Source organism: Pseudonocardia acidicola (assembly GCF_012911935.1).
Classification (GTDB): Bacteria; Actinomycetota; Actinomycetes; order Mycobacteriales; family Pseudonocardiaceae; genus Pseudonocardia; species Pseudonocardia acidicola.
Genome location: NZ_JAAXLA010000004.1, coordinates 133,353 through 145,980 on the forward strand (window position 1 = coordinate 133,353; position 12,628 = coordinate 145,980).

The following is a 12,628-nucleotide window of genomic DNA, read 5'->3' on the forward strand; positions in this document are numbered from 1 at the left end:
CGGCCCCGGCGGGCATCCGGTAGCCGCGGCCGAAAGGCCCGTCCACCGGCCCTCGGGACAAGCGCCTGGCACCTCACGGTCCGCCTCACGAGCGAGAGGCTGACCGGCCCGCGCATGACCGCCGGCTGATCCGGCTATACACCGGCGTGCGGGTGTTGCGGGTACTGGGCGAACGGATCGCGGCCGTGGGCCGGCCCGGCCGGGAACGCGAGATCCTCGTCCAGGCGGGCAAGTCGGCGCTGGCCGCGCTGCTGGCCCTCCTCGTGGCCCGGTGGTTCCACGCGCCGAACGCGTTCCTCGCCCCCTATGCCGCCGTCCTCGCCGTGACGGGCACCGTGTACCGGTCCTGGAGCAACGCGGTCCAGCAGGCCGGGATCGTACTGGCCGGTGTCGGGCTCGCCTACGTGCTCAGCGTGCTGGGCACCCCCGCTCCGGTCGGGGTCCCGCTCGCCGTGTTCGCCGGGCTGCTCGCCGGGCGCTGGCGCTGGTTCGGTCCCGACGGCTATTGGGTCGCGGTCACCGCGGTGATCATGGTGGCGGCCGGCTACTTCAGCCACCCCCGCGACCTCGCCGTATGGGTCGGGCTCAGCGTGGCCGGCACCCTGGTCGGAGCCTGCGTCAACACCCTCGTGCTGCCGCCCGTGCACCTGCGTAGCGGCGACGACGCGGTGCGCAGGCTCGCCATCGAGCTCGCAGACCTGGTCCGCGGCATGGCCGGTGGTCTCCGCGAGGGCTACGACCGCGCGGACGCCGACGAGTGGGTGCACCGGGCCCGGCAGCTGCGGGGCGCCGTGCTGCACGCCGCCGACGCCGTCTGGTACGGCCGGGAGAGCACCCGATGGAACCCACGCCGCCGGCTCATCCGCCGCGTCGGCGCCGGTCTGGCCGGGCCGTCGTCGGTGGAACGGCTCAGCCGGGCCGTCGAGCGGATCATGCACAGCGCAGCGCTGCTCGCCAGCCTCGCCCGCGCGCAGCAGCAGCCCGACCCCGGTCTCGCCGACACCCTGGACCGGCTCGCCGACGGCATCGACACCATGGTCGAGCACCTGAGCAGTCCCGAGGACCGGCTGGCCGGTGAGCTGGCGGGCCCACTCGACCGCGTCCGTAGCACCCGGGCCGAGGTGGGCGCCGGCCCGGTGGCCATCCGCAGCACCTTCGTGCTGACCGTCGAGGACGCGCTCGCCCAACTCACCCCCGGCGCGAGGGGATCGCCGACCCCCGTCACGCACTCACACCGTCCGATCGAGGAGACGTGAGCAGGCACCGGATGCGCAGGACCACCGTCCGGGCCGACGACGTCGCCCAGGCCACCCGCCGCCATCTGATGACGGGGCCGGCTCGCCGCCGTGCGGGCGGCCGGCGCGCCGTCAGGAGCGGTGGTGTCATGACCGGCGAGAACGGGTAGAGCTCGGCGTGGCCGACGCACAGGACGGAAGCCGGCGCCGCGGCGGAGCACCGGCGCGAGCGACGGTGGTCGAGGCGCTGGTGTGGTGGCCGGCCCTCGTCCTCGGCTACCTGGCCATGAACCCCACCGCAGGAGGCGCGGAACTGGGCGCACTCGGCGTGCCGCTGGCGGGGTTGTCCGCGATCGTGGCCGTGCTCGGCCGCCGGGCCACCCGCTCGGCGTTCGGGCCGCCGGCCGAGATGCGCAGGACAGCGTGGCGGCTGCTTCGTCGGCTGCCCCGGCGTGTCCTCGTCGACAGCGGCCGCCTGCTCGCCGTGCTGATGACGGACCGCGCCGGGACGCATCACCGCTCGGTGCGGCGGACCCACCGGGTGACCGAGGCGCGCGATGCCGAGCTGGGCCCGGTCGCAGTCGCATCGGTGCTGACCGGGGTGACGCCCGGCAGCTATCCGGTCGACGCCGCACCCGAGCGGGGCACGCTCGTGGTCCGGGAGCTGCGGCCGTGAACACCTGGCTGGCCTGCGCCGCCGCGTTGCTGGTGGTGGGCATGGTGCCGGCCCTGGTGACGGCGAGCCGCGGCGAGACGGTCGACCGGCTCGCCGGGCTGTGTCTGGCCGGCACGGTCACCACGCTGGTGGTGATGGTGCTGGCCGTCGGCTACGGTCGCCCGTCCTACCTCGGGGTCGCGCTCGTGCTGGCCGCGCTGAACACCACCGGGACGCTGGTCTTCACCCGGACGGTGGTCCGCCGGTGATCGCGGCCGAGGCGGTGCTGCTGGGCATCGCGGTGCTGGCGACCGCGCTGTCGGGCGCCGGGCTGTGCCTGATCCGGGACCGCTACGTGCGCCTGCACTTCCTCGCGCCCGCCGCCACGATCGGGGCGCCCTGCGTGTCCGTCGCCGTGATCCTCCAGCTCGGTGGCGCCGCCCTCCTGCTGCAGGTGCTGCTCATCGGTCTGCTGGTGGTGGCCGGCGGCGCGGTCGCGACCGCGGCGGTGGGGCGGGCGACCGCGCAGCGCGACGGGACGATCGACGCCGGGACCGACGCCGAGGCGGCGCCGTGAACCTGCTCGTCGTGGTATCGCTGCTGATGGTGGCGGCCGCCGGGACCGCCGTGGTGCTCACCCGCAACCCGTCGCGCCAGGCGGTGCAGATGGCGGTGTTCGGGCTGTGCCTGACCGTGCTGTTCGTGGTGCTACAGGCCCCGGACGTCGCGCTCTCCCAGCTCGCGGTGGGCACCGCGGTGGTGCCGTTGATGGTCATGCTGACGGTGCAGAAGACGCGGGGGCGACCATGACCACGCGTACCCGGCTGGTGCTGTGCGCGGTAGCGGGCACCGTCGTCGCTGCCGTGATGGCAGGAGCCCTGCGCCAGCTTCCCACCTTCGGTTCGGCGCACCACCCGTACGGCGACCGCACGGTCGCCCTCGCCGCGGGGCCGCTCGCCACCGCGAACGTGGTGTCGTCGATCAATTTCGCACAGCGCGCCATCGACACCCTGGGCGAGGAGTTCCTGCTGTTCGTCTCGGTCGTCGGGACGCTCGTCCTGCTGCGCGCCGAGCCCGGCGAGCGGCCGGTGCGCGGGGTCCGGCAGGCCGGTCGTGTGTTCCCGGGGAGCCGCCTCTACGGATACGTCATGTTGCCGGTGACGACGTTGCTCGCCCTGGTACTGATCACCCACGGGCACCTCACCCCCGGCGGTGGTTTCCAGGGCGGCGTCGTGCTCGCCACCGCGTGGCACCTGCTCTACATCGCCGGGCGCTACGCCGCCCTGCGCCGGGCCGTGCCGGTGGGTGCACTGGAGGTCGGCGACGCGGCCGCGGCGGCGGCCTTCCTCGCGCTGGGGCTCGCCGGCACCGTACTGACCGGAACCTTCCTCGCCGAGCTCCTTCCGCCGGGGTCACTGGGCGCCTACCTGTCCGGAGGGTCGGTGGCGGTACTGAACGTGGCCGTGGGCGTCGAGGTGGCCAGCGGCATCGTGCTGCTGCTGCAGGCGTTCCTGCGACAGGCGATCGAGCTGCGTGATCCCCCGGCGGCGGCGGAATGACCCTGCCGGACCTGCTGCCCCACCTCGTGGCCGCGTGGCTGTTCCTCGTCGGCTGCTACGGCCTGGTCACCACCCGCAACCTGGTGCACGCCGTCGGATCGCTGACCGTGGTGCAGTCCTCGACCTACGTGCTGCTCCTGGCGATCGGCTACCGGCACGGCGGCACCGCGCCGGTGTTCGGTGACGTGCCGCCCGGCACCCCGGTGGTCGATCCGGTCGTGCAGGCGATGACGCTGACCGATGTGGTCGTCTCCGCCACCGTGACGGCCCTGCTGCTCGCGCTGACCGTGCAGATCCACAAGCGTCACGGCACGGTCGACCCCGACCAGCTCACCACCCTCCGCAGGTGAGCGGACCGCCCGCGCAATGATCGAGCCAGGGTTGCCGACACTTCCGCCGTTGCTGGTGGCGGTGCCCCTGCTGGCGGCGGCCGGGCTGGCCGCCGCCGGGCGGTGGCTGCCGCGGCGGGCGGTCGACGCCGTCTCGATCGCGGTCGCGGCGGGCGTCCTGGCCGGGGCGTCGCTGCTGGTCGCCGGCACCGGCGTTGCCCGCGTGGCCACCTGGATCGGCGGTTACCGGCCGGCGGGCGGAGCGTCGGTCGGCGTGGTGTTCGTGGTCGACCGGGCCGGCGCCGGGCTGACGGTCCTCGTCGCCGCGCTCACCGTCGCCGCGCTCGTCTATACGTGGCGGTACTTCGAGGAGGTCGAGGCCTGGTTCCATGTCCTGCTCCTGGCGTTCCTGGCCGGGATGACCGGGTTCGCGCTCACCGGCGACCTCTTCAACGCCTTCGTCTTCTTCGAGCTGATGAGCGCCGCGGCCTACGCCCTGACCGGATTCAAGATCGAGGAGCCCGGCCCGCTGCAGGGCGCGCTGAACTTCGCCGTGGTCAACACCGTGGGTGCCTTCTGCGTGCTGTTCGGGATCGGGCTGTTGTACGGGCGGACCGGGGAGCTCGGGTTCGCCCAGCTGCACACGGCGCTGGCCGCCGACGGCCGCGCCGACCTGCTGATCGTCGCGGCCACGGCGCTGATCTGCACCGGCTTCCTGACCAAGGCCGCGGCGGTGCCGTTCCACTTCTGGCTCGCCGACGCGCACGCCGTCGCACCTGCACCGGTGTGCGTCCTGTTCTCCGGGGTCATGGTCGAGCTCGGCCTCTACGGCGTGGCACGGCTGTACTTCTCGACGCTGTCCGCGGTGCTGCCACCCGCGCGGATCGGCCCGGTGCTGCTGGCGCTGGGGGCGATGACCGCGCTCCTCGGGGCGGTCATGTGCGTGTGCCAGCACCACATCAAGCGGCTCCTGGCCTTCTCCACGGTGGCCCACATGGGGATGCTGCTGATGGGGGTGGGGCTGCTCGGGCTCCCTGCGCTGGCCGGCGTCGCACTGTACGTCCTCGCGCACGCAGCGGTGAAGGGCGCACTGTTCCTGCTCGCCGGGGTCCTGCTGAACCGGTTGGGCAGTGTGCAGGAAGCCGACCTGCACGGCCGCGGCCGCCGGCTGCCCCTGACCGGGGCCGCGTTCGGACTCGGAGGGCTCGCACTGGCCGGGCTGCCACCGTTCGGCACCGCGCTCGGCAAGGGGCTCGTCGAGCACGAGCTCACCACCGGTGGCCCGCACGTGCTGCTGGTGCTGTTCGTCGCGGTGTCGGCACTGACCGGCGCGGCGGTGCTCCGCGCCGGGCTGCGTGTCTTCCTCGGGGCCGGGCCCGCTCTGCCGCGGGACCGGGACCGGGAGGTCGACGAGGAGGAAGACCCCGAGACCCGTGGGGCGCTGCGCCGCGCACCCCTCACCATGATCGGTCCGGCGCTGGCTCTGCTGCTCCTCGCGCTCGCCGCAGGCACGGTCCCGGCCGTGGCCCGGGCGGCCGCCGTCGCCGCCGCGCAACTGGTGGACGCGCGGGGCTACACCGCAGCTGCGCTGTCGGCCGCACCCGGTGCGACCACCGGTACCGCGCTGCCCGCGACCGGGTGGACGGCCGAGTCGGTCGCCCTCGGGGGCCTGAGCGCCGCCCTCGCCGCGGCACTGGCCGTCGTGACGGTATACCGGGCCGGGGCGCTGCGCCCGGTCGTACGGTGGCTGCGCCGAGTCCCGGCGGCGGCTGGTGCGGGTCGCCGCTGCCACGCCGTGGCCACGGCGCCGCTGCAGCGCTTACGGGCGCTGCACTCCGGCCACCTCGGCGACTACGTCACCTGGCTGCTGGCCGGGCTGGCCGCGCTGGCCCTGGCGTTCGGTGCGACGGGCTGACCGGGCCCGGCGCTACCGGGACGACCGGCGTGCCCGCAGCGGCAGTGGCAGCACGAACCACAGGACACCGAAACACAGCGCCACCGCGGCGGCCAGCACGATCGCGAGCTTGCGGCCCAGCGTCACGTCGAGAACGAGCAGGATGCACCCGGTCAGCGTCAGCGCCAGGCCGGCCAGCCCCAGCACCGCCAACCTGTGGCCGACGACGGCGAGCTGCTCCTTCATGCCGCGGCGGAACACCATCCGGTGCACCGCGACCGGAGCGACCAGCAGCGCCGTCGTGACCACGGCGAGCAGCAGCGTCACGACGTAGATGGCCCGCTGGGTCGGGTCGACCCGGCCGAACCGATCCGTGAACGACAGCGACAGCAGGAACGCGAAGAGGATCTGCACCCCGGTCTGCGCGACCCGCACCTCCTGGAGCAGCTCGACGACGTTGCGGTCCGCGCGCTCGAGCGGCCCCTCGGCCCGCCTGTCCCGGAACTCCCCGGACGACTTCACCGACGGCTCCCCGTCCCGCTCCGCCATCGACGCACCCTAGCGAGCCGGACGCGGTTGTCACCGCGTCCGCGGGCTCGAGGGCGCCCCGTCACCCGCGGCGACCACTGAGCGCACGGCAGGCCATCTCAGGCAGCGTCATCGTCGGCCGTCGTCGAAGTCCTCCGGCGCGACGGCGTCGAGGAAGGCCCGGAACCGGCGGATCTGATCGTCGTGGTCACCGCGATCGACCGGCTCGTCCGACCGGCGCGGCTCACCGGTGGCACCGGTGGCGCCGGTGGCATCGAGCAGGTGCTCGGTCACCAGCACCGGTGTCGTCGGCTCGGCGCCCAGGGCCAGCGCGACCGCATCGGCCGGCCGCGCCGGGGCTCGACGGCCGTTGTCGAAGACCAGCTCGGCGACGAAGTCGGCACCGTGCAGACCGGTCAGCTCGATCCGGCTGATGGGGCGGTCCAGGGCGTCGAGGATCGTGGTGAGGAGCCCGAGCGGTCCGGACCGCGGCAGGCTCGCGGCGGCGTGTGCGTCGCTGATGGCCTTCCCCTCCTCCGGGCTGATCACGATGGGCAGCCACCTGCGCCGGCCGCTGCTCTCCCGCAGCACCAGCACCATCTCCGGATCGGCCGGACCCATGTCGGGTGCGACCACCGTCAGTCCGACTCCGACGACATCGACCGGCACCAGAAGGTCACTCACCGTTCGGCCTCCTTCCTGTCCTGCGCAGACCGGTCCACCCGGCCGGGGTCGGTCGACCGGCATCTCGGCGATTGAGCCGCTGACTGCGCGTACCCCGCACGGGCGTCGGCGCACACGTGCCCGGCCCGAACGCGGGCAGCGAGCGCGACGCCGGTCGCAGGACGTTCCCGGTGGACTCCACCGAGGTAGGGCCGGGAAGAAACCTGTCCGTCGAGCTCAGGGAGGGCCCCTCGTGGCCATCGCGACCACCGATCCGGCGACCAGCGAGCAGATCCGCACCTTCGACGCCCTCACAGACGACGAGCTGGAGCGGAAGCTGGCGCTCTCCGCCGAGGCGCACAAGTGCGCGAAGGGCTGCCGGATCAAGACCAGCGTGCTGGAGCTGGGCGGCAGCGACGCGTTCATCGTGATGCCCTCGGCCGACCTGGACGACGCGGTCGCGGCCGCCGTCACCTCGCGGACCCTGAACAACGGCCAGTCCTGCATCAACGCCACGCGGTTCGTGGTGCACGAGGACGTGGCCGACGAGTTCACCCGCCGGCTCGTCGAACGGATGGAGGCGATCACGGTCGGTGACCCGGCCGACGAGACCACCGACCTGGGCCCGCTGTCGTCACCGGAGGCGGTCGAGACCATCGACCAGCAGGTCCGCGACACGACGGCGGCGGGCGCCCGGCTGCTGACCGGGGGCAAGCCGCTCGGCGGGCCCGGCAACTTCTACCCACCGACCGTGCTCACCGACATCCCCGCGGGATCCCCCAGCCACCACGAGGAGTTCTTCGGCCCGGTCGCCCTGGTCTGGCGGGCCCGCGACGCCGACGAGGCCATCCGGATCGCCAACGACTCCCCGTTCGGGCTCGGCGGCAGTTCCTGGACCCGCGACCCGGCCGAACAGCAGCGGTCGTCGCCGAGATGGAGACCGGAATGATGTACATCAACAGGTTCACCGAGTCGACGCGCGATGTCCCCTCCGGCGGCGCCAAGAACTCCGGGTACGGCCGAGAGCTGGCACAGTTCGGGCCGCGCTCGTTCGTCAACGCCAAGACCGTCTGGATCGACGGAGAGGAACAGTCCGGCCGCGGTGCACGCTTGCCCGGCGCACCGATCGGGTAGGCCGCTGATGGAACCGCAACCCGAGGGCCCCGCGACACCGGGCCCGACGACGAGAGGAGACGTCTCATGGCCATGGGCGACAAGATCGACAACAAGGCCGACGAGCTGAAGGGCAAGGCCAAGGAGACCGCCGGCAAGGCCACCGACGACCACGAACTCGAAGCCGAGGGCAAGGGTGACCAGGCCAAGGGCAGCATCAAGCAGGCAGGCGAGAAGGTGAAGGACGCCGCCAAGGACGTCTTCAAGAAGGACTGAGGGAAGACGGCCCGGGCCCGGGCCCGGTCGCGTCGACGTGACCGGGCCCGCGCCGCGCCCGCTCACGCACCCGAGGCCGTGGCGACGCGCTACCGCTTGGCGCGGCTCGGCTGCACCCGCATCGGCTCGCCCGGCATCTTCGGATACTCCGGCGGGTAGGGCAGCTCCCCCAGCCCGCGGTCGCGTTCGTCGGCGGCGAACCAGTCCAGGGCGACCTCCAGCCCGCCGACCTCGGCGTCCATCCCGGCATGCGGGTCGCCACGTTCGGCGAGCAGTCCCGGAACCGTCCGCACGTCGAAGTCCGCCGGCTCCACCGACGGCAGGTCCGCCCAGCTCACCGGCATCGACACGGTGGCACGCGGGAGTCCGCGCACCGACCAGGCCGACGCGATCGTGCGGTCCCGGGCCGCCTGGTTGTAGTCGAGGAACACGCGCTCACCGCGCTCCTCCTTCCACCAGTCGACCGTCGCCCGGCCGGGCATCCGTTCGGCCACCCGGCGCGCGATGGCGATCACCGCGCGGCGAACCTCGACGAACGACCACTCCGGGCGGATGCGCGCGAACACGTGGACCCCGCGCCCGCCCGACGTCTTCGGCCAGCCGACGAGCCCGGCCTCGCCGAGCACCTCGCGCAGCACTGCCGCGACCGCCACGGCGTCGGCGAACCCGGTGCCGGGCTGCGGATCGAGGTCGATGCGCAGCTCGTCGGGGCGGTCGGGATCGGCCCGGCGCACCGGCCACGGGTGGAAGTCGAGGGTACCCAGATTGGCCGCCCAGGCGATCACCGCAGGCTCCGACGGGCACACCGACTCGGCCTTGCGGCCGCTGGGGAACGTGACCGTCACCTGCCCCACCCACGACGGGGCCCCCTTCGGCACCCGCTTGGCGAAGAACGGCTCGCCGTCGACACCGTCGGGGAACCGCTTGAGGTTCGTCGGCCGGTCGTAGAGCACCCGCAGCATCGGTTCGGCGACCGCCAGGTAGTACTCGACGACCTCGCGCTTGGTGATCCCGCGTTCCGGGAAGTAGATCTTGTCCGGGTTGGACAGCCGGACCTCGCGGTCGCCGTCCGGCCCCGGCACGGCGAGCATCTCCACGTTTTTGCCGGCCACCGGCGGGACGCTACCGCTTTCCCGGACCCGTGGCGCGGCTGATCGCCCGCCGGCGTCGGTCGCGCCGGTTACCCTCGACCCATGCCCGATCCCCGAGGACCCGACCGGCCGGCACGGTCCTCGCAGTTCGACGACGAACTGCTGGGTCTCGACCCGGACGACCCGGAGGCGCAGGCCTTCGCAGCGCACCTCGACCGGATGCAACAGCAGCACCCGGCGTTCACCGTCGAGGGCTACCTCGCCGGGGTGAGCGAGTTCGCCGACTCCGCCAACCGGGCCGAGGGCGGCCGCCGCTGGAGTGCGGTGCTGCTGGTGGTGCTGCTGCTGCTCGGTGCGCTGTACGTGGCCTACAACACCCTGCTGTTCGTCCTCGCCAGCTGGTCCTGAGCACTGCGGCACGCACGCCCACGACGGGTTAGCGTGGACGCATGGATCCGGTCACCGAACGCGCGCCCAAGGTCGTCAAGTCCGACCAGGAATGGCGCGAGCAGCTCAGTCCCGCCGAGTACCAGGTCCTCCGCCAGGCCGGTACCGAGCGGCCGTTCACCGGCGAGTACACCGACACCAAGACCGCCGGGGTGTACGAGTGCCGGGCCTGCGGCGCGGAACTGTTCCGCAGCGAGACCAAGTTCGAGTCGCACTGCGGATGGCCCTCGTTCTTCACCCCGCTCGCCGGTGACGCCGTCATCGAGCGCGCCGACAACAGCCTCGGGATGCGCCGCGTCGAGGTGCTGTGCGCGTCCTGCCACAGCCACCTCGGCCACGTGTTCGAGGGTGAGGGCTACGGCACCCCCACCGACCTGCGGTACTGCATCAACTCGGTCTCGCTCACGCTGGTCCCGGAGACCGAGTAGGGCTACCGCCTGATCACGACCTTCAGCGCGTTGTGCTTGCCGGCCTCGGCGAAGGTGTCGTAGGCGGCGAGCATGTCGTCCAACCCGAAGTCGTGCGTACCCAGCAGCTCCGCCTTGATCTTGCCGGAGCGCACCAGGCTGAGCAGCATCGGCACCGTGGTGCCGTCGACGAGCCCCGTCGTGATCGTCACGTTCTTGATCCAGAGATCCTCGAGGTGCAGCGTCGTCGGCGCCCCGTGCACGCCGATGTTGGCCACGACCCCACCGGGGCGGACCGCCCGGGTGCACAGATCGAAGGTCTCCGGGACGCCCACCGCCTCGATGGCGACGTCCACGCCGAGGCCGCCGTCGGTCAGCACTGCGATCCGCGCCTCCGCGTCGTCGCCGGCGCGGATCGTCTCGTCGGCACCGAAACGGCGGGCGTGGTCGAGCCGGGACTCGGCGGCGTCGACGGCGATGATCCGGGCCGCGCCGGACAGCGCGGCGGTCTGGATCGCGGCCAGCCCGACCGGACCGGCACCGACGACGAGCACCACGTCGCCCGGCTTCACCCGGCCGTTGCGCACGCCGACCTCGTAGCCGGTGGGCAGGATGTCAGCGAGGAAGAGCACCTGCTCGTCGGTCACGTCCTCGGGCACCTTGTGCACACTCGTCTCCGCGAACGGGACGCGCGCGTACTCGGCCTGGGTGCCGTCGACGAGGTGCCCGAAGATCCAGCCGATGCCGCCGGTGGCCTGGCAATGGCTGGGCATCGCACGCTTGCAGTAGGCGCACCGGCCACAGGACGTGATCGCCGGGACGAGCACCCGGTCGTCGGCGGCGAGGCTGCTCACCGCGGAACCGACGGCCACCACGGTCCCGACCGCCTCGTGCCCCAGGATCCGCCCCGGCTCGACGGTCGGCACGTCGCCCTTGAGGATGTGCAGATCGGTGCCGCAGATGGTGGTGGTGTCGATCTGCACGACGATGTCGGTCGGATCGACCGGCTTCGGATCGGCGACGGTGTCCCAGGACTTCTGGCCCGGACCGTGATAAACGAGTGCCTTCATCAACTGCTCCCTCGGCGCGATGGAGCATCGACGCTAGTGAGACGACGGTCACATCGCGTCTCAGTATGAGACGCGGCCGCGCCTACGCTCGTCCGTATGGCCGCAGACGCCGAGCCGATGGTCTACCGCGCCCCGATGCGATCGCGCCGCGACGGCGTCCCGCCGGGGGTCGACCGGGCCCTGGCCGAGGGGCTCTGCGGCGTCGGCGGGACCATCGATCCCGCGCCCGACGACCTCGACGACGCGATCGCCCGGGTCGCCGCCGGGTACGCCGAGCGGACCGCCGCCCGGCTGGGGCGCTTCGCCGAGGTTCCGGACGGGGCGTTCGTGTGGACCCGCGGCGGGGACGGCGACTACCACCTCGGCCGGCTCGCCGGCCCCTGGCGCTACGACGGCTCGGCCGCCGCGCGGGCCGTCGACCTCGTGCACGTCCGGGACTGCACCTGGACGGCCGTACCCGGGCAGGAGGTCCCGGCCGGCACGGTGCGCGCGTTCGCCCGGGGCGGCCGGAACTTCCAGCGGATCCACGACAACGGGATGGGCGCGCAGAGCCTCGCCGTGTGGGAGCGGTGGGGCTGACTTACGGCAGAGTCGCGACGAGGTCGCCGATCTGCACCCGGGGCCCGGTGTAGAACGGGATCTCCTCGCGCACGTGCAGCCGGGCCTCGGTGGCACGCAGGTGCCGCATCAGGTCGACGATCCGGTGCAGCTCATCGGCCTCGAATGCGAGGATCCACTCGTAGTCGCCGAGCGAGAACGCCGGCACCGTGTTGGCCCGTACGTCGGGGTAGTCGCGGGCCTCCTTGCCGTGGTCGGCGAGCATCCTGCGGCGGTCGGCGTCGGGCAGCAGGTACCACTCGTAGGAGCGCACGAACGGGTAGACGCTGACGTAGCGCTTGGGTTCCTCACCGGCCAGGAAGGCCGGAATGTGGCTCTTGTTGAACTCCGCCGGGCGGTGCAGCGCGACCTGGCTCCACACCGGGACGCTGGCCCGGCCCAGCGCGGTGGTGCGGCGCAGATCGGCGTACGCGGCCTGCAACGCCTCGATGTGCTCCGCGTGCCACCAGATCATGTAGTCGGCGTCGGCCCGCATGCCGGCGAGGTCGTAGACCCCGCGGACGACGACACCCTTGCCCTCGAGGGCCTCGATGAACTCGGCCGCCTGGGTCGCGGCCGCGGCGCGGTCCTCCCCCAGCTTCCCGGGTTCGACCCGGAAGACCGACCACATGGTGTAGCGGATCGTGTCGTTGAGCTCGGCGTAGTCCAGGCGTGCCATAGCCCAATGCTGCCACGCCCCCGCTGACCGGCACCCCCCTGGTGCCACCCCTCACAACTCCGCGAGTCGTCACTTTCGGGAGGGT

17 protein-coding genes and 1 pseudogene are annotated in these 12,628 nt (G+C 72.9%); 13 read left to right on the forward strand and 5 right to left on the reverse strand.

Annotated features, from left to right (window positions below; translation table 11 throughout):
• The first annotated feature begins 146 nt into the window (after positions 1-146).
• The 8 genes from HF526_RS03770 (at position 147) to HF526_RS03805 (ending at position 5,693) form a co-directional block, all read left to right on the forward strand.
• Entirely contained in the window at positions 147-1,256 is a 1,110-nt protein-coding gene (locus HF526_RS03770; RefSeq protein ID WP_169379800.1) for an aromatic acid exporter family protein, read from the forward strand.
• Between the two features lie 157 nt (positions 1,257-1,413).
• On the forward strand, positions 1,414-1,911 hold the full coding sequence (locus HF526_RS03775) for a hypothetical protein (protein WP_169379801.1): 498 nt from the start codon (positions 1,414-1,416) through the stop codon (positions 1,909-1,911).
• Positions 1,908-2,159, forward strand: a complete 252-nt coding sequence (locus HF526_RS36130) for a monovalent cation/H+ antiporter complex subunit F (protein ID WP_169379802.1) — start codon at positions 1,908-1,910, stop codon at positions 2,157-2,159. Before HF526_RS03775 ends, HF526_RS36130 begins: the two co-directional genes overlap by 4 nt.
• Positions 2,156-2,467 carry a monovalent cation/H(+) antiporter subunit G gene (locus HF526_RS03785; protein WP_169379803.1) on the forward strand — a complete coding sequence of 104 codons (312 nt, stop codon included), beginning with the start codon at positions 2,156-2,158 and terminating at the stop codon, positions 2,465-2,467. Before HF526_RS36130 ends, HF526_RS03785 begins: the two co-directional genes overlap by 4 nt.
• Entirely contained in the window at positions 2,464-2,700 is a 237-nt protein-coding gene (locus tag HF526_RS03790; protein ID WP_338051275.1) for a Na(+)/H(+) antiporter subunit B, read from the forward strand. Before HF526_RS03785 ends, HF526_RS03790 begins: the two co-directional genes overlap by 4 nt.
• Positions 2,697-3,449 carry an MnhB domain-containing protein gene (locus tag HF526_RS03795; protein WP_169379804.1) on the forward strand — a complete coding sequence of 251 codons (753 nt, stop codon included), beginning with the start codon at positions 2,697-2,699 and terminating at the stop codon, positions 3,447-3,449. The genes HF526_RS03790 and HF526_RS03795 overlap by 4 nt, the downstream gene beginning before the upstream one ends.
• Complete coding sequence (locus tag HF526_RS03800; RefSeq protein ID WP_169379805.1) at positions 3,446-3,799, forward strand: sodium:proton antiporter; 354 nt, start codon at positions 3,446-3,448, stop codon at positions 3,797-3,799. Before HF526_RS03795 ends, HF526_RS03800 begins: the two co-directional genes overlap by 4 nt.
• Before the next feature lie 16 nt (positions 3,800-3,815).
• Entirely contained in the window at positions 3,816-5,693 is a 1,878-nt protein-coding gene (locus tag HF526_RS03805) for a complex I subunit 5 family protein (RefSeq protein ID WP_211176724.1), read from the forward strand.
• A 12-nt stretch (positions 5,694-5,705) separates the two neighbouring features.
• On the opposite strand, the gene HF526_RS03810 is transcribed toward HF526_RS03805, so the two are convergent.
• Together HF526_RS03810 and HF526_RS03815 are read right to left on the reverse strand one after the other, a co-directional pair.
• Complete coding sequence (locus tag HF526_RS03810; protein ID WP_239028238.1) at positions 5,706-6,221, reverse strand: DUF6328 family protein; 516 nt, start codon at positions 6,219-6,221, stop codon at positions 5,706-5,708.
• 108 nt (positions 6,222-6,329) lie between these two features.
• A complete protein-coding gene (locus tag HF526_RS03815) occupies positions 6,330-6,884 on the reverse strand; it encodes a bifunctional nuclease family protein (RefSeq protein ID WP_338051276.1) in 555 nt (184 codons plus the stop codon).
• 409 nt (positions 6,885-7,293) lie between these two features.
• Between HF526_RS03815 and HF526_RS35055 the strand changes: the two are divergent.
• Positions 7,294-7,997, forward strand: a pseudogene (locus HF526_RS35055) (aldehyde dehydrogenase family protein).
• Between the two features lie 66 nt (positions 7,998-8,063).
• The gene (locus HF526_RS03825) at positions 8,064-8,252 is read left to right on the forward strand and encodes a CsbD family protein (RefSeq protein ID WP_169379807.1); all 189 of its coding nucleotides are present in this window, start codon (positions 8,064-8,066) and stop codon (positions 8,250-8,252) included.
• Between the two features lie 89 nt (positions 8,253-8,341).
• Here HF526_RS03825 and ligD read toward each other — a convergent pair whose 3' ends face one another.
• Positions 8,342-9,343 carry a non-homologous end-joining DNA ligase gene (gene ligD, locus HF526_RS03830; protein ID WP_169379875.1) on the reverse strand — a complete coding sequence of 334 codons (1,002 nt, stop codon included), beginning with the start codon at positions 9,341-9,343 and terminating at the stop codon, positions 8,342-8,344.
• A 102-nt stretch (positions 9,344-9,445) separates the two neighbouring features.
• Here ligD and HF526_RS03835 point away from each other — a divergent pair, with 102 nt between their 5' ends.
• Entirely contained in the window at positions 9,446-9,751 is a 306-nt protein-coding gene (locus HF526_RS03835; protein WP_169379808.1) for a hypothetical protein, read from the forward strand.
• Between the two features lie 41 nt (positions 9,752-9,792).
• Positions 9,793-10,218: a peptide-methionine (R)-S-oxide reductase MsrB gene (msrB, locus tag HF526_RS03840; RefSeq protein ID WP_169379809.1), complete on the forward strand. Its 426-nt coding sequence runs from the start codon at positions 9,793-9,795 to the stop codon at positions 10,216-10,218.
• Between the two features lie 2 nt (positions 10,219-10,220).
• Here msrB and HF526_RS03845 read toward each other — a convergent pair whose 3' ends face one another.
• Positions 10,221-11,267: a zinc-binding dehydrogenase gene (locus HF526_RS03845; RefSeq protein ID WP_169379810.1), complete on the reverse strand. Its 1,047-nt coding sequence runs from the start codon at positions 11,265-11,267 to the stop codon at positions 10,221-10,223.
• A 96-nt stretch (positions 11,268-11,363) separates the two neighbouring features.
• Between HF526_RS03845 and HF526_RS03850 the strand changes: the two genes are divergently transcribed.
• Positions 11,364-11,846 (forward strand): hypothetical protein, encoded by a 483-nt coding sequence (locus tag HF526_RS03850; protein ID WP_211176725.1) that lies wholly within the window; start codon positions 11,364-11,366, stop codon positions 11,844-11,846.
• A 1-nt stretch (position 11,847) separates the two neighbouring features.
• Here HF526_RS03850 and hemQ read toward each other — a convergent pair whose 3' ends face one another.
• The gene (gene hemQ / locus HF526_RS03855; protein WP_169379811.1) at positions 11,848-12,543 is read right to left on the reverse strand and encodes a hydrogen peroxide-dependent heme synthase; all 696 of its coding nucleotides are present in this window, start codon (positions 12,541-12,543) and stop codon (positions 11,848-11,850) included.
• Between the last annotated feature and the right edge of the window lie 85 nt (positions 12,544-12,628).

Bases quoted from the DNA above. Each gene is read 5' to 3' on its own strand.
- HF526_RS03795 (WP_169379804.1), top strand. From the start codon at position 2,697: ATGACCACGCGTACCCGGCTGGTGCTGTGCGCGGTAGCGGGCACCGTC.
- HF526_RS03800 (WP_169379805.1), top strand. From the start codon at position 3,446: ATGACCCTGCCGGACCTGCTGCCCCACCTCGTGGCCGCGTGGCTGTTC.
- HF526_RS03805 (WP_211176724.1), top strand. From the start codon at position 3,816: ATGATCGAGCCAGGGTTGCCGACACTTCCGCCGTTGCTGGTGGCGGTG.
- HF526_RS03810 (WP_239028238.1), bottom strand. From the start codon at position 6,221: ATGGCGGAGCGGGACGGGGAGCCGTCGGTGAAGTCGTCCGGGGAGTTC.
- HF526_RS03825 (WP_169379807.1), top strand. From the start codon at position 8,064: ATGGCCATGGGCGACAAGATCGACAACAAGGCCGACGAGCTGAAGGGC.
- ligD (WP_169379875.1), bottom strand. From the start codon at position 9,343: ATGCTCGCCGTGCCGGGGCCGGACGGCGACCGCGAGGTCCGGCTGTCC.
- HF526_RS03835 (WP_169379808.1), top strand. From the start codon at position 9,446: ATGCCCGATCCCCGAGGACCCGACCGGCCGGCACGGTCCTCGCAGTTC.
- msrB (WP_169379809.1), top strand. From the start codon at position 9,793: ATGGATCCGGTCACCGAACGCGCGCCCAAGGTCGTCAAGTCCGACCAG.
- HF526_RS03845 (WP_169379810.1), bottom strand. From the start codon at position 11,267: ATGAAGGCACTCGTTTATCACGGTCCGGGCCAGAAGTCCTGGGACACC.
- HF526_RS03850 (WP_211176725.1), top strand. From the start codon at position 11,364: ATGGCCGCAGACGCCGAGCCGATGGTCTACCGCGCCCCGATGCGATCG.
- hemQ (WP_169379811.1), bottom strand. From the start codon at position 12,543: ATGGCACGCCTGGACTACGCCGAGCTCAACGACACGATCCGCTACACC.